Raw genomic sequence first — 16,931 nt, 5'->3', positions numbered from 1 at the left:
TCTGCTAGATGTTGAGAGAACATATAGTAGAAAAGTGTACGATTTGTATTAAAAATCTGCATCAAAAACAAACGTTTTTCAAGATTATTTGCCTTTGTCTGCAACTGTGCATAAGTCTGTTTTGCCTGTTCTTCAATTGTTTGAACATATGGTGGTAAAAGACCAATCAGTCCAAGCTTACTACGTTCTTCCATCGTAAAGGCAGTACCTTTATTTAGAAAAGGGTTATTTAAAATATCATGTGCATTCATAAAGTTATCTCCTATGCGGTATTAGTATATACCCATTGTGGTAATTGAAGTAAAAAGATTGGATGAAATGTGATAGATAATCTATAAGAAAAGTCATATCCAGTGTATCAAGATATGACTTAAATAAACTAATCAATTTGGTCGTAAATCTTACGGGCATACTCACTAGGGGTAATGCCATAACTCTGTGTAAATTTACGAGAGAAGTAGTGAATAGAATTGAAACTCAACATGGACGCAATCTCTGTAATGGTGTAATCTCCTTTACGAATGAGTAATCGACTCTGATTCAACTTTGCGGTATTGATATATTGTTTTGGTGGAACTTGAAGATTATTTTTGAATAAGTTCTGTAGCGTACTACGTGAGATAGCGAAGCGGTCACAGATCTGCTCGATTGGTAATGGTTCTAGGATATGTTTATGGATATACTCTAGAATTTCCTCTACAAGACGATCTTCAAAGTGTTGATTCACTGGTGTGATAGGCTTAGGCATCTTCTTTGCGTTTGCGTACATATGGAATGAAATTAAGATTTGTTCTAAGCAGGAAATCATTCCATCATATTTAAATGGATTGGCTTGTTCGGAAGTTGATACAAAACGGTTGATATCATCCTGCATCTCTCGTGTACAACTAATGACACGATTGGAAACTAAATCGGTATGAACACCATCTGCCGCAAAGATAACTGTTAAGTAGGAACAAGGGTTGTCTGAGGAGACCTTTTGGTCATGGAATTGACCGGGTACATATAACATGCATTCATTCATGCCAATCGTATAAGACTTACCATCAACAGTCGTATCCAAAGAACCTTGATCAACGAAAGTTAATTCATAGTAATTATGAGTCTCTCCTAAAAAAGAGTACGCAGGACGTTTTACAACGTAATAATAGGCAATAATTTCAGAGATATGAATCTTAGGTGAAATACTTTCATACACAAATGGAGTTGGTAATGTGTAGGTTGTTTTTGTTGCATGTTTTGGAATATACAAGCGATAAACGATATGTTCACTCATTGAGGTGAGATTGAAATAAACATCAGGTTCAATACGTACACGACGGTGCAGGGCAAAACTTTCAATGGAATCAACCTCAGGAACACGAACAACACCAACCATGGCCATTCCTTCAGACGCTTCTAAATAGACAGATTGATTATAGGAATGAAGCGCATGAATTTCTTTTGTTGAAATTGTAAACTCTTCAACAATGAAATCTTCATCTGGAATATTTGGGACAATCGTACCAAATTTAACGAAATTGGAACTAGTAGTTTTACTAATCATATTTCACCATCTCCTTATGTGGAAAATATTACTGTATATATTTTATATCACAAATTAGCAAAAGAATATATTTTCGGTACCGAAAAGTATACTTTCGAAAGTTGATATGAAACAACTGAGTCACATAAAGCGTACGGCAATAATAATTTATTTACATACGTATAAAACATGCAAGAATATAATTATTTTTTATTCCTTAGGTGTATGAGTACAATAGATTGCACTTATAATTTCAAAATACTTGGACTTCTTTTCATATAAAGTGCAATTTATAATGCAAGTATAAAGAAGTGCACATCTTTAAAAATTTATAGTAGATATTCTTTTTTAGCCAACTTGATTAAGGGCTCAGAATTAGTGAGGTGGTTATATGGATAACATGAATCTGAAAAGTTATTTTCAGATTATTCCTGTTGAGCAAATGTGGCATGAAGCTGTTGAAAAAGCGGTAGAACCACTGATCCATAACAATTGCGTAAAAATAGAATATAAACATGCTATCTTTGCCAATTTAAAGAGATCAGGAAGTAAATTCATCATTTCACCTTATATAATTCTTCCACATGCAAGACCTGAGCAAGGCGTAAATGAAAATGCAATTTCAGTGTTGCTTTTAAGGCATTCTGTCTATTTTGATAAATCAAGAGAACCTATAAAACTAATTGTAATCCTTGCTATGAAGGATTCTGTATCACATCTCAAAGTACTAAGAAAAGTGGCAGAGATTTTAAATAAGACAGGGAATATTACTAGCATACTGGAATCAACTAGCGCTGAAGCTCTTGGGGATAAATTTGCATAATGGGTAGACTGGAAGGAAGTAACATAAATGAAATTTAAGTTTATTCGAGAATTAATCAAAGCGGATATGATGGCAAAGGATAGCTCGGATGTAATCTATCAACTAGGAGAATTATTATCAAAACACGGATTTGTATCTGGTGGATATGCAGATAAAGTAATTGAACGTGAAATAGAGTATCCTACAGGGTTACAAACGAGGGGACCTGCAATAGCAATCCCACATGCATGTGATGATGGGATTAACGGAAATCATGTTGCAATCGGCATTTTAAAAGAACCAGTTAAATTTCATAATATGGAAGATCTTGATGAAGAAGTTGAGGTAAAACTGGTATTTATGTTGGCGATAAGTAGCTCACATGATCAACTAGAAATGCTGCAGTTTTTGATAAAAGTATTTCAATACGAGAAATTGCTAAACAATATAGCAAATACAGATTCAAGTGAGGCAATCTGTAATTATTTAAATCAATACATAGAAGAACTGGAGAATAATTAGTATGAAAACAATTGTGATTGCTTGTGGTGCAGGTTTAGCAACTTCAAGCATGGTTAAAGATAAAGTGGAAGGGATACTTAAAAAGAATGGTATTCAATTTAAAACTATTCAATGCACTTTGTCAGAGGTTGATAATTATGATGGAGATGTGGATTTGATCATCACAACAATGAAAGTCCGTAAAAAATATCAGTCACCAGTAATATCAGGTAGTTCATATCTTTCTGGTGTAGGTGAAGATGCTGTTACAGAACAAATTATAGATATTTTAAAGAAATAAAAATAAGGGAGAAAAATAATGCAAGTCATAATGGATATTATATCGTACATCGTCGGATTAGGTAGTTACATTTTTGTTCCTATGTTGATGTGCATAATTGGTTTATTATTTGGTTTAAAGATTCCTAAGGCAATTAAAGCAGGTGCAACGGTTGGTATTGGATTAGTAGGTGTTGGTATTGTGGGTACACTTACAGCAAATACATTAGGTCCAGTAATTAATGAGGCTGTACAGGTTTTACATCTTAATTTAACGGCTATTGATGTTGGTGGATCGCCAGCGGCAGCTGTAGGTTTTGGCGGCTTAGTTGGGGCAACTCTTATCGTTTTAGTAATTGTTGTTAATGTCATCTTGGTTGCATTAAAGTTTACAAATACGATTAATGTAGATATTTATAATTTCTGGTATTACTCAATTACAGCTGGATTTGTATATGTAATTACAGGTAATTTCTGGTTGGGAATTTTAGCAGGTATTAGTCATGCGATTTTAGGACTGAAGGTTGCCGATATTATGGCTCGCCGCACACAACAAATTATTGGTATTGAAGCTATTTCAATTCCTCATGGTTTTGCGGCAGCAAGCGCACCAATCTTCTTACTATTAGATAAGATTTATGATCATATTCCATTCTTTGCTAATAAACCGATGGATGAGAATTATGTTGAAGAAGAAAAAGGAATTGGACATATTTTCGGTGCTATCTTTGGGGAAAGAATTTTCTTAGGACTTATCATGGGTATGTTCTTTGGTATCGTTGCTGGATATGATTTCAAAGGAATTGCAGATGTAACTATTAAGACTGCTGCTTTGATGGAATTATTCCCTATGGTTGTAAAGATGTTAGTAAATGGTTTAATTCCAATTTCCAATCAGGCTAAGGAATTCTTTATTAAGCATTTCCCAGATCGTACATTGAATATTGGTTTAGACTCTGCTGTGACAATCGGTCATCCAGTGACAATTTCTGTAGGATTCTTAATGATTCCATTCTTTATGATTTTTGCGGCAATTTTACCTGGAAATATTACATTGCCATTAGGCGAAGTACCATTTGCAGCATTCTATGTTTGCTTTGCCACTATCGTTCATCGTGCAAATAGACGTCGTACAATTATGTCTAGTTTAATTTTCTTGCCAATCGTACTTTATATTTCAAGTTGGGCAGCACCGCTATTTACACAACTTGCACAAAATGCAGGAATGGACTTGGTAGCTAGTGGGCAGTTTGCAACAACAACTGCATTAGGAAACTTGTTCATCCTCATTCCAACATTAATTGGCTCAATTCCTAACTTAGGATTTATCCTCTTAATTGCGATGGATGTTGCAGTAATCTTTGGCGGTAAAGTCTTAGAGAATTACTACGCTAAAGAGGATAAACATTTTGAGGAAACAATCGGAACAGAATCCATGTAGATATTAAGAGGTAAAATATAATGGATAAAGTAAAAATTGGTGTTGTTGGTGCGGGAATTTATGGGACATATCATATTCGTACATATAAATGTGACCCAAATGTAGAGAAAGTAGTACTCTGTGATTTAAATGAAGAGCGAAAGAGAATTGCAGAAGAAAAATTTGGTGTTAAAGGCTATACATCTATAAAGGAGATGATTGAGACAGAAAAGTTAGATGCTGTTAGTATCGCAACTTCTGATCCATATCATTTTGAACCATGTAAAGATGCAATTGAGTGTGGAATTAAATATCTTCTAATTGAAAAACCAATGGCGCTAACAGTAAAGGAATGCGAGGAGATAATAGAACTTGCAGAAAAAAAGGGTGTAAAGATTTCAGTTGATTTCCATAAGCGTTGGGATCCAGCATACAACTGTATTAAGAAAGATATTAAGTCAGAAGATAAAAAAATTATTCGTGGTTATATGTCTTTAGATGATGTAATTGCAGTTCCGGAGAATTGGTTCACTTGGACTGATAAATCATCACCAGTATGGTTCCTTGGTGTACATTGCTATGATCTAATTCGATATATCACCGAGAGCGAAGTTGAAAAGGTATATGCTGTAGGTAATAAAGAAGTATTAAAGAAAAAAGGATATGCTACTTGGGATAATATTCAAGCTATATTGACTATGAAAGATGGAAGTAATTGGACAGTTGAAACCAGTTGGATATTGCCAAATACATTCCCGAAATCTAATGATGGTCAGCTAGTTATTATTACCGAAAATAAGTACTTTAAAAATGAATCATATCGAGGGGTAAAATCATATTCTGATAAGAAACAAGGAATTCCAAATTATATATTCATGAATTTTGACGAGAATAGTGCATCAGGATTTGGGTTGGAACCAATGCAAGAATTTGTAGAGGACATTGTCAGTGGAAAGGAATTTAGAACAACAGCATTTGATGGTCTGCAGGCAACTAAAATTGCAGCTGCAGTGCATGAATCTGCTGAAACAGGAAAGGTTATATATTTGTAGAAGAGTGTTCACACACTCTTCTTATAGGTTATAGACATGATAAGAATTAAATCAGAACAAATACAAGTTGATATTGATGAGTTAGGTGCACAGATTAATTCACTGAAATTAAAGTCTAATGACTTAGAGTTTTTATGGCAAAAAGACCCACAGTATTGGTCAAGTAGTGCCCCAGTACCATTTCCAATAATTGGAAGATTGAATGAAAACAAAACACTATTTGATGGAAAAGAATATTCAATGCGCTCAAATGGAATTATTCGATATGAGCAAATACCAGTAGTTAGTAGAGAAAAAGATTATGTTGAATTTTTATTTACAAACACGCCTAAGTTAAAAAATAACTTTCCATATGAATGTAGAGTAAAGTTATGCTTTCGAGTAGAACATAATAAGTTATCGGTTCAAGCAACAATTTTCAATGATGATATAAAAAACATGTATTATAACTATGCTGGACATCCAGGTTTTCGGATTCCATTATTTGCGGATGAAAGTACTAATGACTATTATTTAGAATTTGAAAGTAATGAACATGCATTCATATATTCTATGTCAAATACGGGGCAACTTTTACCGAATAAAGAATTGTACTTTGAAAATGAGAGACGGTTCTTTATTAGGAAAGAATTGTTTAAAAAAGAGGCTATTGTATTTATCAATCCAAAATCAAAATCAATATTTTTGAAAAATATAAAAAACCGCCATGAAGTAAAGATTGGATTTTTGAAATTTGATAATTTGGCTTTATGGACACCTTATAATAAAGATAAAGAATTGCGCTTGATTTGTATAGAGCCATGGATTGGACACTCAGATTTCAAGGACTATTCAGGTGAGTTTAAAGATCGAGATGAAGTTTCTTTTTTGAAACCAGGAAGTTATAAAACATATACATACACTATAGAAGTTAAATAAATTAGATTTGTTTATAGGGATGTGAAAATGCATCCCTTTAATAATATAAATGAGGAAAAATTATACATGCATGAAGACTTTTAACTTTTGTGTTTAGATGATATATTTTGGGTAAGATAATTGGTGGAAAATATGAAACTTGAAAAGTCACAAAAAGATTTATTGTATCTACTACTAAAGCAAGTAGAAGAGACACCGCTAACTACAATTCAATCAGAATTACATATTAGTAGACGGACGGTTTATTATAATGTAAATAAATTGAACGAGTTTCTTTTTGGATTTGGTATTAGTCCTGTAAATAATAGACGTGGGGAAGGTTACTATCTGACTGAAGACCAGAAGAAAGAAATTAGAGAGATTATTCAATTTGAGCAATCAGCATATAATTTAACGCCAGACGAAAGAGTGCAATATCTTGTTTGCTGGTTAATGTATCCTAAAGAAAGTGTATTTATAGAAGATATAATTTTTACTTTTGATATTTCGCGCAATTCAGTATTTAACGATTTAAAAGTCATGAAATCTGCTATTGAAAAGTATGATTTGACTTTAGAATTTGATTTAAAGAATGGTTATTCTATACAAGGACAGATTTTTGGGAAAAGGGCACTATTACTATATTATCTAAAAATACTGTTAAAAAAGATAAGTTACAAAAGTATAGACTTCTTAAATGCAACGGAAGTGGAAGACTTTTATGCTCGCTTGCAGCGCATCTCGGTAAATATGAGAAATGAGTACGATGACTTTAATTTACTTGCTATTGCATGTGTATTGAATATTGTACATTTTGTCGATGAGAGATTTGATTTCTCAATACTGGAATTGAGGGATTTGGAAAAAACGGATGAGTTAAGGATGATCGATCAATATTTTGAGGACTTAAATGTTCATGAAAGGCTATACCTTACAATTCATTTACTTGGGTCTAAAGCAAGTAGCGTGATTCATATTGAAAGTGGGCAAAAAGATATCCAACTATTTGAACTGGCTCAGCATTTGGTAGAATTATTTGAAAGACAGACGTTAGTAGAATTAAGTGAAAAAAATGAATTGGTTAACTCTTTATATATGCATTTTAAGTTATCGATGTATTACTACCAACTTTCAATTCAGATATCAAATATTTTACTAGAAGCTGTAAAAGTAAACTATGAGAGTTTGTATCAACTGATAAAAAGTATATGCGAAAGTATACAGGATGAATTTCCATTTATCTTAACAGATAGTGAAGTATCATATATTACTATGCATTTTGGTGGGCATCAGAGAAAAATGCGTAGTAAGTATTACGCTCCTATACGGGTACTGATTGTTTGTCCGAGTGGAATATCTACATCAACTTTGCTAAGGAAAGAAGTTGAGGACTTATATGCAAATGTGTCTGTAGTGGCTGCAACTACAGCAAATAATATCTATCAATATGATGGGAAAGTGGATTTTATTGTTTCTACAATAGATTTGGATACAAACATTCCTTGGATAAAAGTGAATGCAATTCTAGAAAAAGAAGATAAATCAAAAATTGCATCAATGATTTCAATGAATGTTGAGACATATCAGCTTAATGGAGAAAATTTAAATGGATTATTCTCTGTTTTGAGGAAGTATGTCGATGAAGAACAGATGGAAAATTTGCGAAGAGATATATATGAGTATTTTAGAAATGGTCACTTTGTAGTTGAAACAAAGGAAAATGATCAATTGCGACTGGGAGATATTTTAACAGAAGAAAACATTGTTCAAATTAATAAAAATATCTCATGGCAAGAAGCAATTAATATTGCAAGTGAGCCATTGTTAATAACAAAATCAATTACACCTGAATATGTTCAAGCGATGATCGACTTGGTAGAAGAACACGGTGCGTATATTGTTCTTAAAAATAAAATAGCTATAGCTCATGCCAAACCTGAGGAAGGTGCAAATCGATTAAATGTTTCACTTTTAATAAATCGAAAGAAAATATGCTTTGATGAAAATATAGGAATTCATTATTTATTTATATTATCTAGTCCAAATCCTAGATCTCATCTGCAAATATTGAAAGATATATCTTATTGGACAAATGAAGAAGTAAATTTAAAAATCCTATTAAATAGTAATATTGATGAACTAATGAATTTTATTAAGAAAATGTATCAGTAAAGGCAAAATCCAATATTAATAAAACAATAATATAGTAACAAATCAACAAAAGAATAATTTTTGTTACCGAAAAATACACTAGTTTTGAGCAAAAATGTAAATATTATGTGACACTTAATGTTAAGATATACACATGAGAGCGCTTTCCATTTTTGGCAATAGCGCATATACTCGAAGAGAAAGGAGTAAGGAAATGCCAGATATTGTACTAACTAGAATTGACAATCGTCTAATTCATGGACAGGTGGCAACACAATGGTCCGGTTCAATTGGTGCTAACTTAATCTTGGTAGCAAATGATGACGTAGCTGCAAACACATTCCGTCAAGGATTGATGGATATGGCTGCACCTTCATATGCACAGACACGTTACTGGACAATTGAAAAAACAATTACAACTATCCACAAGGCTTCTCCATCACAGCACATCTTTATCGTCTGTGAGACACCTACTGACGTATTACGTTTGGTTGAAGGCGGTGTTCCAATTAAGAAGGTAAACATTGGTAACATGCACATGGCTGAAGGAAAACGTCAGGTCGCTACTAGCGTTGCTGTTGATGATGTAGATGTAGCAGCATTCAAGAAGTTACAGGAACTCGGTGTTGAGTTAGAAATCCGCAGAGTGCCGCAGGAACACGCTGAAGACATCAGCAAGCTCTTTGGGTAAAAATCATTACAGCCGTTTTACTACAGAAAATCTATTTTAAGGAGGATTGAATCAAATGGTTTTACAAGCATTATTACTTGCTGTAGCAACATTCATCTTTGCAATTGACCAATTCTCACTGACTGAGCTTTTATATCGTCCTATTATCGCTTGCCCAATTATTGGCTTGATCTTAGGTGATGTAAAAACTGGCCTTGTCATCGGTGGTACATATGAACTGATGATGGTTGGTAACATGCCAGTCGGTGGAGCACAGCCACCAAACGCTGTATTAGGTTCTATTGTAGCAATGATCTTCGCTGTTAAGTCAGGATTACCTGTTGACCAGGCTTTAGGTCTAGCAGTTGTATTCTCTGTATTTGGACAGTATGTCGTTACATTTACATTTACATTTATGTCATACATCATGGCTAAGGCTGATCAGGCTGCTGAAAATGCAGATCCAGCTGGAATCACTGGTGTAAACATTCTATCTATGTGCATCTTAGGTGGTCTCTTCGCAGTTCTAGCACTTGTTGCGTTCTTCGGTGGAGATGCTGCTAGCGAAGCATTAAAGAGCTTCTCTGAAAATGCTTCATGGTTCATGGGTGGCTTAGGTGCTGCTGGTGGAATGATGCGTTACGTAGGTTTCGCAGTATTACTAAAGATTATGCTTGCAAACGACATGTGGGGTATCTACTTCGCAGGTTTCACAGCTGCTGCTATTCTTGGAAATATTGAAGCTACAAAGGGTGCAACATTAATTCTTGTAGCATTTATCGGCTTTGCAATTGCAATGTACGATTACAATACAAATGTTAAGATCAAACAATTAACATCTAATAACGGAGGTGCTGGAGATGGAATCTAATTTCAATTTAGCATATAAGGACACTGCTCCTGCTAAACCACTTACAAAAGCAGTTTTAAATAAAATGGTTTGGCGTTCTCTAAACTTACAGGCTTCCTTCAACTATGAAAGAATGCAGGCTGCTGGTTGGTTATGGAGTATTTTACCAGGATTAGAGGCAATCCATTCAAACAAGGATGACTTATCCACATCAATGACTCACAACCTTGAGTTTTTTAATACTCACCCATTCTTAGTAACATTCGTTATGGGTATTGTATTATCCATGGAACAACAGAAGGCTGATATCAACTCAATCCGTGCTGTTCGTGTAGCAGCTATGGGTCCTTTAGGTGGTATTGGTGATGCGTTATTCTGGTTTACATTGGTTCCTATCACAGCTGGTATTACTGCGAATATGGCGATTTCCGGCAACTTGGCAGGACCAATCATTTATTTCTTAATTACATTCGGTGTACAGATGGCTCTTCGTTATTGGTTAATGTATTGGTCATATGACATGGGTACAAAGGCTATCGAAGTATTGACTGCTAACGCTCGTGAATTTACACACGCCGCTTCTATGCTGGGTGTATTCGTAGTTGGTGCATTAACATGCAATTACGGCGCTACAAAACTCGGTATGGTAATTCCTAATGGACAAACAGCCGAAAAAGTTAAACAGCTTGTTATCGAGAATGGTAATATTGTAGAAAAAGAAGTTGAAAAATTAAAAGATGTTAATATTGATATTCAAGCAATGTTAGACGGCATCCTACCTGCACTTATTCCTTTAGGATTGACATTAATGTGCTATTTCTTGATTAAGAAGAAGGGTTGGTCACCAACGAAGTGCATTATGCTCTTACTCGTTATCGGTATCGTTGGATGTGTATTTGGAATTTGGGCTGGAGACTATAAGGTTCCAGAACTTCTAAGTGCATTTATCAAGTGGCATAAATAATCATGCATAACGAAAGGGACACCTTATCGGTTGTCCCTTTTGTTCTAAATATAGATTATTGTTTGTTTTGGTTCTTTAATTCTTGTTCATATTTATCGTAATACATTCTCTGTACGTCATCGCTAAGAGGTAGTTTCTCATCTGGAGTACGTTTCTTGATATGGATAAAATATCCAATGGTGGCTGCGATAAATATGAATAAGGCAATTCCTGTTGCGAAAATAGACATAGGTATGTGTTAACTCCTTGTGTGTCTATTATAACAGTGTTTTTCGTGATATTCTTGAAATACGGAGGTTGGTTATGGAAAATCGCTTATTGGTATTTGGTGTTCTGTTGATTATTGGGATCGTTCTATATGTTGCATGGATGTTCTTTGCGCAAAGACAAGTCATGTATATGTCTTTACTGCTATATCGTCAAGGCGATGCGGACCGATATCTAAACGAATTAAATTCATTATCCAGTCGTTTGTTCTTTAACAAGAAGTTACGTACACTAATGGCAATTGACGCAAATCTTATCAAGGGTGATAAGGAACAACTTAATAAACTATTCGAAAGAGCGGCGGCTTATAGATTGAGTTCTTCTGATCGTGTGCTGGTATTACAGAAGGAACTATTATTCCGAATCGCACAAGAAGAAGATGAGAAGGCAGCAGAGTCTTATACGGCAATTCATAAAGCATATGATAAGTTAACGGATAAGCAGAAAGAGAAGTATTCTGAAATCCTAAGAGAAGTTGAATATCCATACACAATCCATGTCATGCATGATGGTAAGTATGCCTCTGAATTAATGGAACGCGGTGATACAATTACGGATGTCGTGCCTGCTGGGGTATGTTATTTAAGAGCTGCACAATCGTATTGTTTAAAGGATGATAAAGACCGTACGGAGCGTGCACTAAACCATGCGGCTAAAAAATTGAAGGATACAACATATTATCCGGAAATTCAAAAAATGTTACAAACACGTAATTTCAATGATGTCTTAAAATATAAAATTTAATGTATGGTATGAACATGCGGGATTCAATAGGGAAGAATCACAGAAATATCTGTCTCTCTTCTCTTTTATTATGGAAGAGTTGTACAACAAAAGTTTTATGTTGAAATATGCATTAAACAATATATTTATGCACATATTTGTTTCGTGTAAATTCTATGAAATTTAATGATTTCTTAAAAAATAAAATTTAATATATGTTATTATATATGTGTTACTGAACGGTGGTCAGTTTTGGCCTCGGTCATGAAAGTGGGTGGAATTTTGAAAAAGATTATATCAATACTTTTAGTGTTATGCCTATCTGGCTGTACTGTATTAGACTTTGTGACAGATGATAATCAAAATCAAACAATTAATTCTTATAAGAATGATTATAAAGATACGAATACAACAACAGAGAATCAGACACAAAATAAAAATGGCTTCACTGTAAAAAATAAAGAAGATAAGAACCAAACTAGTAACAACCAGTTAAAAAATGGTTTCCAAACTGTAGATAAAAATAAGTTGAATACGAAATCACTTTATTTGTATTATTACGAGCAGTTATCAAGTATACAGAAGGCAATATATGGGGAGCTTTATGATGTACTTCAGAAGCCTGTTTCTGAATATTCGTTCAAGAAGCTTGCAAAAAAAGAAGATTTTGCGACGGCGCTTCTAGCATTTAACTATGACTTCCCTGAAGCTTATTGGATGTGGGACTATCGTTACTGGACAGATGACTATGGAAAAGTTACGAAGGTTAAATTTCAGGTGCCAGAAAATTACGCTGAAACGCAAGCTCAAGTTGATCAGATTGTAGATAATGTAGTTGGAGCTGTCGCAAACGCAAGTGATTACGAAAAGATTAAATATTTCTACGATTGGATTATTAACTGGACAATTTATGAAGACAATGAATGTGACCAGTATTACACAAGCGTATTCCTATACAGAAAGAGTATCTGTGCTGGTTATTCAAGGGCCTTCCAGTATCTCTGTAAGAAGGCAGGAATTAAGTGTGCTACAGTTCGCGGTCAAACAGATGAAGCTCACGCTTGGAACTTTGTAGAATTAAATGGTAAGTACTACTGGGTTGATGTAACTTGGGGTGATCCAGTCAATGATGATGGTAGTCAGTCACTTGTTTACTATTACTTCATGGTAACGGATGAAGTACTATTCCGTACACATTATTCCTTAAATGGAACAGTTGTAATTGGTGATTCTTCATTTGAAGCATTCAAATTCCCAAAGTGTACAGATAACTCTCTTTCATACTATGTTCAAAATGGTGCGTATTTCCAAACATACGACTACTATGCAATTAGAGACTATGTATTACAGAAGCTGAATGAAGATCCGTACCAAAAGATTTCGTTCCAGATTGGTGACCAAGCATCTTTCCAAGTAGCAGTTGAGCAATTATTATCGCAAAACTATCGCTATATTACGAATATCTTTAGCGAATATTTCCCAGGAAGATATTGGTATAATGCAATTACGAAAGATGATGTTGGTGTCATCACTGTACAAATCGTTTCATAAAAATAAACTGTGTAATCTTTCGACAAATTGTCTTGAGGTTACACAGTATTTTTGTAGAAAAGACTTTGGAAGTATCCTAAGTCCAATTAAAATGTTATCTCCTCTTGGTGAGAACCATACATATACTCATCGACAGTATAGATGACACGGTCTTTGACAAGAGATACTGGATCATTATGTAAAGTACCTTCACGTACCTTTGTGTATGCGATTGGCATAAATTGACTCAATAGTCCAAGAGGTACACCATCCTTAAAGTTCTCAAATAAGACCTTTTGTGCAGCTACGACTTCATCAACTGGCATGTAGTAACGAGAACGATCACTAAAGGAGAACTTACGCTTGTATGCAATTTCTTCAGGAGTACCGTGATAATGCTTGATATAGTACTTTGGATTTTTTAGCATTGCCTCATCAAGCACCTCGATAAAATGACTCTGCTTTTCAGGGTGGTCTTTTAATAGTTCCTTTTCAGCATACGCTAATGCAAATAAAGCCTCACGCATCATATAGGTTAGACCAGGGCCAACCTTTAAGATACCAACTCCGTCTTCGACAAGTTCACGAAGACTGATTTTTGTTTGATAGTCGGTAGAATGTCCTTCAAATACAAGATTATTATACTCTTTAATAGAAGCCATTAGGTCGACTGCTTTCGAACGGTCGTAAGGTGTACAACCAGCATCTTTTTCCTCAACACCAGGTTGTACAACAACACCGATAACGTGTTTCCAAGCTTCATCTAATTGATGTTCATGGAATGCTTTCTCAAATGTCGCAACTGTTTGTTTGAAGTCGGAAACCTTTGTGACTTGTAAACCGGTTTCTACTGCTTCTTGAGAACCACCTGGAATAGGCACTTCAGAGCCAACAATATAAACAGGATGTAATGCGTCAGGATTATCTTTCAGAAGTTGTTGGTAAGCTTCCTCTGCTACAACTGCAAGTTCTGCACCACGTCTAGCAATGATTTCATCGCTTAAGCGAACATTTGGGTCATCACTTGCGACTTTCATTGATGTATCAATATGAATCTTTGTAAAGCCAGCAAGAACAAACTGGCGAATTAATTCAGAAGCTTCTTGCATTGCTTTTTCTTCATCGTATTGTACGAATGTTAGTGGACCCAAGTGGTCGCCGCCTAAAATGATACGGTCCATAGGCAAATCTTCAAGTTTTGCAAGTTTCTCAACAAACTGCATAAAATCTTTAGGCTTCATACCGGTATAGCCACCATATTGGTCAACTTGGTTTGCTGTTGCTTCAATAAGCAATACAGAATTTGTTTCTTTTGCACGTTGCATACATGCACGTAATACCAATTCATTTGCAGTACAAGCAGAGTAGATACCAACAGCTTTACCTTGTTTCTGCAAACGAACAATATGTTTCAATGGATGTTCTCTCATGATAAAATCCTCCTACTAAAATTATACAGCAGCGTAGATGAATTAATTGTTAATGAATTTGTATTTTTAGAGGATATAATAGATATATCAATATAAAAATGCAAATTGTTTCTGATATTGGAGAAGTTATGATAAAAGCATATACGCAAGAAGGTACAAAGCATGTCAACCAAGATGTTTTCGGCTGGCAAGGAAATATGGTATGGGTAATCGATGGAGCTACACCTCTTTTCGGTGATGATTTTCTTGGCGGAAATGATGTACAGAAAACCGTAAGAAAGATATCGGATTCGCTAAAGAGATATGCAAATGATGAAGATTCTTTAGCGGATATTTTATTTCATGCATGCAAGTCTGTTGAAAAAGAATATCGTAAGGCAATTTCCGGATATGATTTAATTGAGAAATATAAACTTCCTTCTTTTGCGATAGTTATTGTTAGAGCAAATAATAATACTGTTGAATGGTATGGACTAGGCGATTGTGAAATATACATGCATGATACAGTTTATCGTGATGAGTCTTTTGATAGAATCAACAAACGAAATCAAAAGAAAGTAAAAAATAAGTTGGCATTACATCGTGAAACAAGAATGTTATTAAATAATGAAAGCCACCCAGAAGGATACTGGATTGGGTCGTTAGATGGTGTTGGATGTATGCATGGGAAATGTGGTAGTGTTACTGGTAAAGATATCAAGAGTATTTATCTCTATAGTGATGGAATGTCTACTGTATTACAGGATAAAGCTGTGATGAAGAATGATTATGATATTGATAGTTCTATTTTTGAAGAATACATACAAAAGAACCGTTCTTTAACAACCGATGATATTACAATTCTTCAGTTGCGCTTGAAAGGGGAATAAGATGATTAAGGGAATTTTATTTGATTTTGATGGTACACTTAGCAACCGTGTTGAGTCAGCATACTTTATGTATCGTTGGATGGTACATGAGATGTTGCCAGACATGGATGTGCATGGTATAGAGTTTGAAGGTATTGTACAGCGCTGTATGTTGTGGGATGAATATGGAACCATAAATAAGGCACATGTACTAGAGATGTTAAAAAAACATTACGTGCCTGATTTGGATGTGGAATCATGGAAGGAAAAGTGGTATGCGACATTCCATGAATTTCAAGTTGAAATGCCACATTCTTATGAGGTTTTGGCTGAACTAAAAAAGAAATATAAAATTGGTATCATCACAAATGGTGATGAAAAATCGCAAGCTGTGAAAATTGATTATCTTGATATGCGAAAATATTTTGATACTGTAATTATCAGTGGTGCCTTTGGAGTTCATAAGCCAGACGCGTCCATTTATGAAAAAGCAGCTAGAGATCTAGGATTGAAGTGCGAAGAGATTGCGTTTATTGGAGATACCTTTGCAACGGATATCGTAGGTGCAGTACGTGCTGGAATGATGCCGATTTGGTATTGTTATGAGCATCGTGGTATCTCCCTATATGAGGTAAAACAAGTAAACAACTATGATGAAATCCGTGATATGTTTCTTATAAATACGGAATGGAACCAATAAATCATTGAAAATATATACCAGGAAGACCGGATAACAGGTCTTTTTTCTAACAATATAATATATATAAAACAAAAATAACTTAGGTTTACGAATGAAATAAAAGCGAAATGCAACTGCTTTCATATAAAAACAAACATATTTTCATTCAAAAACCTTCAAAAATTATCGCAAAACAAAATGTATAAAAATATCAAAAAAAGTGATTGCAAAAGGGTTTTAGTAGTGTTACTATATTGAAGCACTCGTGTAGATGTGGAAGATTGCTGGCACGCCTATGTGCGTTGTCACAGCATGGTGTGATAACCAGGGAACTTCCACGGAG

At 34.6% G+C, this 16,931-nt stretch carries 17 protein-coding genes and 1 pseudogene; 14 read left to right on the top strand and 4 right to left on the bottom strand.

Annotation, left to right across the window (positions count from 1 at the left end):
- Nucleotides 1–251: pseudogene (locus RWM19_RS07845) on the bottom strand (NAD-dependent malic enzyme); the annotation flags it as partial.
- 128 nt (nt 252–379) lie between these two features.
- The gene (locus RWM19_RS07840) at nt 380–1,546 is read right to left on the bottom strand and encodes an AraC family transcriptional regulator (protein WP_313985644.1); all 1,167 of its coding nucleotides are present in this window, start codon (nt 1,544–1,546) and stop codon (nt 380–382) included.
- Nucleotides 1,547–1,916: 370 nt separating this feature from the next.
- Between RWM19_RS07840 and RWM19_RS07835 the strand changes: the two genes are divergently transcribed.
- The 10 genes from RWM19_RS07835 to RWM19_RS07790 all read left to right on the top strand — a co-directional run bounded on the left by RWM19_RS07835 (nt 1,917) and on the right by RWM19_RS07790 (nt 11,111).
- Nucleotides 1,917–2,348: a PTS sugar transporter subunit IIA gene (locus tag RWM19_RS07835; RefSeq protein WP_294022431.1), complete on the top strand. Its 432-nt coding sequence runs from the start codon at nt 1,917–1,919 to the stop codon at nt 2,346–2,348.
- 27 nt (nt 2,349–2,375) lie between these two features.
- Nucleotides 2,376–2,849 (top strand): PTS sugar transporter subunit IIA, encoded by a 474-nt coding sequence (locus RWM19_RS07830; protein ID WP_313985641.1) that lies wholly within the window; start codon nt 2,376–2,378, stop codon nt 2,847–2,849.
- A 1-nt stretch (nt 2,850) separates the two neighbouring features.
- Nucleotides 2,851–3,129 carry a PTS sugar transporter subunit IIB gene (locus RWM19_RS07825; protein WP_294022433.1) on the top strand — a complete coding sequence of 93 codons (279 nt, stop codon included), beginning with the start codon at nt 2,851–2,853 and terminating at the stop codon, nt 3,127–3,129.
- 18 nt (nt 3,130–3,147) lie between these two features.
- Nucleotides 3,148–4,548 (top strand): PTS transporter subunit IIC, encoded by a 1,401-nt coding sequence (locus RWM19_RS07820; protein WP_313985636.1) that lies wholly within the window; start codon nt 3,148–3,150, stop codon nt 4,546–4,548.
- Between the two features lie 20 nt (nt 4,549–4,568).
- Nucleotides 4,569–5,579 (top strand): Gfo/Idh/MocA family oxidoreductase, encoded by a 1,011-nt coding sequence (locus RWM19_RS07815; RefSeq protein ID WP_313985633.1) that lies wholly within the window; start codon nt 4,569–4,571, stop codon nt 5,577–5,579.
- A 36-nt stretch (nt 5,580–5,615) separates the two neighbouring features.
- Complete coding sequence (locus RWM19_RS07810; RefSeq protein WP_313985630.1) at nt 5,616–6,497, top strand: aldose 1-epimerase family protein; 882 nt, start codon at nt 5,616–5,618, stop codon at nt 6,495–6,497.
- Nucleotides 6,498–6,629: 132 nt separating this feature from the next.
- On the top strand, nt 6,630–8,648 hold the full coding sequence (locus tag RWM19_RS07805) for a PTS sugar transporter subunit IIA (protein ID WP_313985628.1): 2,019 nt from the start codon (nt 6,630–6,632) through the stop codon (nt 8,646–8,648).
- 193 nt (nt 8,649–8,841) lie between these two features.
- Nucleotides 8,842–9,318 (top strand): PTS N-acetylgalactosamine transporter subunit IIB, encoded by a 477-nt coding sequence (gene agaV / locus RWM19_RS07800; protein ID WP_040627132.1) that lies wholly within the window; start codon nt 8,842–8,844, stop codon nt 9,316–9,318.
- Between the two features lie 55 nt (nt 9,319–9,373).
- Complete coding sequence (locus RWM19_RS07795; RefSeq protein WP_294020317.1) at nt 9,374–10,168, top strand: PTS sugar transporter subunit IIC; 795 nt, start codon at nt 9,374–9,376, stop codon at nt 10,166–10,168.
- Nucleotides 10,158–11,111 carry a PTS system mannose/fructose/sorbose family transporter subunit IID gene (locus RWM19_RS07790; protein WP_294022438.1) on the top strand — a complete coding sequence of 318 codons (954 nt, stop codon included), beginning with the start codon at nt 10,158–10,160 and terminating at the stop codon, nt 11,109–11,111. The genes RWM19_RS07795 and RWM19_RS07790 overlap by 11 nt, the downstream gene beginning before the upstream one ends.
- 55 nt (nt 11,112–11,166) lie before the next feature.
- On the opposite strand, the gene RWM19_RS07785 is transcribed toward RWM19_RS07790, so the two are convergent.
- Nucleotides 11,167–11,340 carry a hypothetical protein gene (locus tag RWM19_RS07785; RefSeq protein WP_294020315.1) on the bottom strand — a complete coding sequence of 58 codons (174 nt, stop codon included), beginning with the start codon at nt 11,338–11,340 and terminating at the stop codon, nt 11,167–11,169.
- 74 nt (nt 11,341–11,414) lie between these two features.
- Here RWM19_RS07785 and RWM19_RS07780 point away from each other — a divergent pair, with 74 nt between their 5' ends.
- Both RWM19_RS07780 and RWM19_RS07775 read left to right on the top strand, forming a co-directional pair.
- On the top strand, nt 11,415–12,122 hold the full coding sequence (locus RWM19_RS07780) for a hypothetical protein (RefSeq protein WP_313985621.1): 708 nt from the start codon (nt 11,415–11,417) through the stop codon (nt 12,120–12,122).
- A 261-nt stretch (nt 12,123–12,383) separates the two neighbouring features.
- Complete coding sequence (locus RWM19_RS07775; protein ID WP_313985618.1) at nt 12,384–13,652, top strand: transglutaminase domain-containing protein; 1,269 nt, start codon at nt 12,384–12,386, stop codon at nt 13,650–13,652.
- Between the two features lie 86 nt (nt 13,653–13,738).
- On the opposite strand, the gene RWM19_RS07770 is transcribed toward RWM19_RS07775, so the two are convergent.
- Nucleotides 13,739–15,061, bottom strand: a complete 1,323-nt coding sequence (locus RWM19_RS07770; protein WP_399553450.1) for a class II D-tagatose-bisphosphate aldolase, non-catalytic subunit — start codon at nt 15,059–15,061, stop codon at nt 13,739–13,741.
- Nucleotides 15,062–15,189: 128 nt separating this feature from the next.
- Here RWM19_RS07770 and RWM19_RS07765 point away from each other — a divergent pair, with 128 nt between their 5' ends.
- Together RWM19_RS07765 and RWM19_RS07760 are read left to right on the top strand one after the other, a co-directional pair.
- Nucleotides 15,190–15,930, top strand: coding sequence for a protein phosphatase 2C domain-containing protein (locus tag RWM19_RS07765; protein WP_313985615.1), 741 nt, complete (start codon nt 15,190–15,192; stop codon nt 15,928–15,930).
- Between the two features lies 1 nt (nt 15,931).
- Complete coding sequence (locus RWM19_RS07760; protein WP_313985612.1) at nt 15,932–16,609, top strand: HAD family hydrolase; 678 nt, start codon at nt 15,932–15,934, stop codon at nt 16,607–16,609.
- Nucleotides 16,610–16,931: the final 322 nt, after the last annotated feature.

Source organism: uncultured Solobacterium sp. (assembly GCF_963517755.1).
GTDB lineage: Bacteria > Bacillota_I > Bacilli_A > Erysipelotrichales > Erysipelotrichaceae > Bulleidia.
The sequence above is the reverse complement of the archived record's forward strand: the minus strand, read 5'-3'. Positions and strand labels throughout refer to the sequence as shown.

Coding starts and splice junctions, on each gene's coding strand:
- RWM19_RS07820 (WP_313985636.1), top strand. CDS start 3,148: ATGCAAGTCATAATGGATATTATATCGTACATCGTCGGATTAGGTAGT.
- RWM19_RS07770 (WP_399553450.1), bottom strand. CDS start 15,061: ATGAGAGAACATCCATTGAAACATATTGTTCGTTTGCAGAAACAAGGT.
- agaV (WP_040627132.1), top strand. CDS start 8,842: ATGCCAGATATTGTACTAACTAGAATTGACAATCGTCTAATTCATGGA.
- RWM19_RS07810 (WP_313985630.1), top strand. CDS start 5,616: ATGATAAGAATTAAATCAGAACAAATACAAGTTGATATTGATGAGTTA.
- RWM19_RS07790 (WP_294022438.1), top strand. CDS start 10,158: ATGGAATCTAATTTCAATTTAGCATATAAGGACACTGCTCCTGCTAAA.
- RWM19_RS07760 (WP_313985612.1), top strand. CDS start 15,932: ATGATTAAGGGAATTTTATTTGATTTTGATGGTACACTTAGCAACCGT.
- RWM19_RS07825 (WP_294022433.1), top strand. CDS start 2,851: ATGAAAACAATTGTGATTGCTTGTGGTGCAGGTTTAGCAACTTCAAGC.
- RWM19_RS07830 (WP_313985641.1), top strand. CDS start 2,376: ATGAAATTTAAGTTTATTCGAGAATTAATCAAAGCGGATATGATGGCA.
- RWM19_RS07785 (WP_294020315.1), bottom strand. CDS start 11,340: ATGTCTATTTTCGCAACAGGAATTGCCTTATTCATATTTATCGCAGCC.
- RWM19_RS07815 (WP_313985633.1), top strand. CDS start 4,569: ATGGATAAAGTAAAAATTGGTGTTGTTGGTGCGGGAATTTATGGGACA.
- RWM19_RS07765 (WP_313985615.1), top strand. CDS start 15,190: ATGATAAAAGCATATACGCAAGAAGGTACAAAGCATGTCAACCAAGAT.
- RWM19_RS07805 (WP_313985628.1), top strand. CDS start 6,630: ATGAAACTTGAAAAGTCACAAAAAGATTTATTGTATCTACTACTAAAG.
- RWM19_RS07835 (WP_294022431.1), top strand. CDS start 1,917: ATGGATAACATGAATCTGAAAAGTTATTTTCAGATTATTCCTGTTGAG.
- RWM19_RS07840 (WP_313985644.1), bottom strand. CDS start 1,546: ATGATTAGTAAAACTACTAGTTCCAATTTCGTTAAATTTGGTACGATT.
- RWM19_RS07795 (WP_294020317.1), top strand. CDS start 9,374: ATGGTTTTACAAGCATTATTACTTGCTGTAGCAACATTCATCTTTGCA.
- RWM19_RS07780 (WP_313985621.1), top strand. CDS start 11,415: ATGGAAAATCGCTTATTGGTATTTGGTGTTCTGTTGATTATTGGGATC.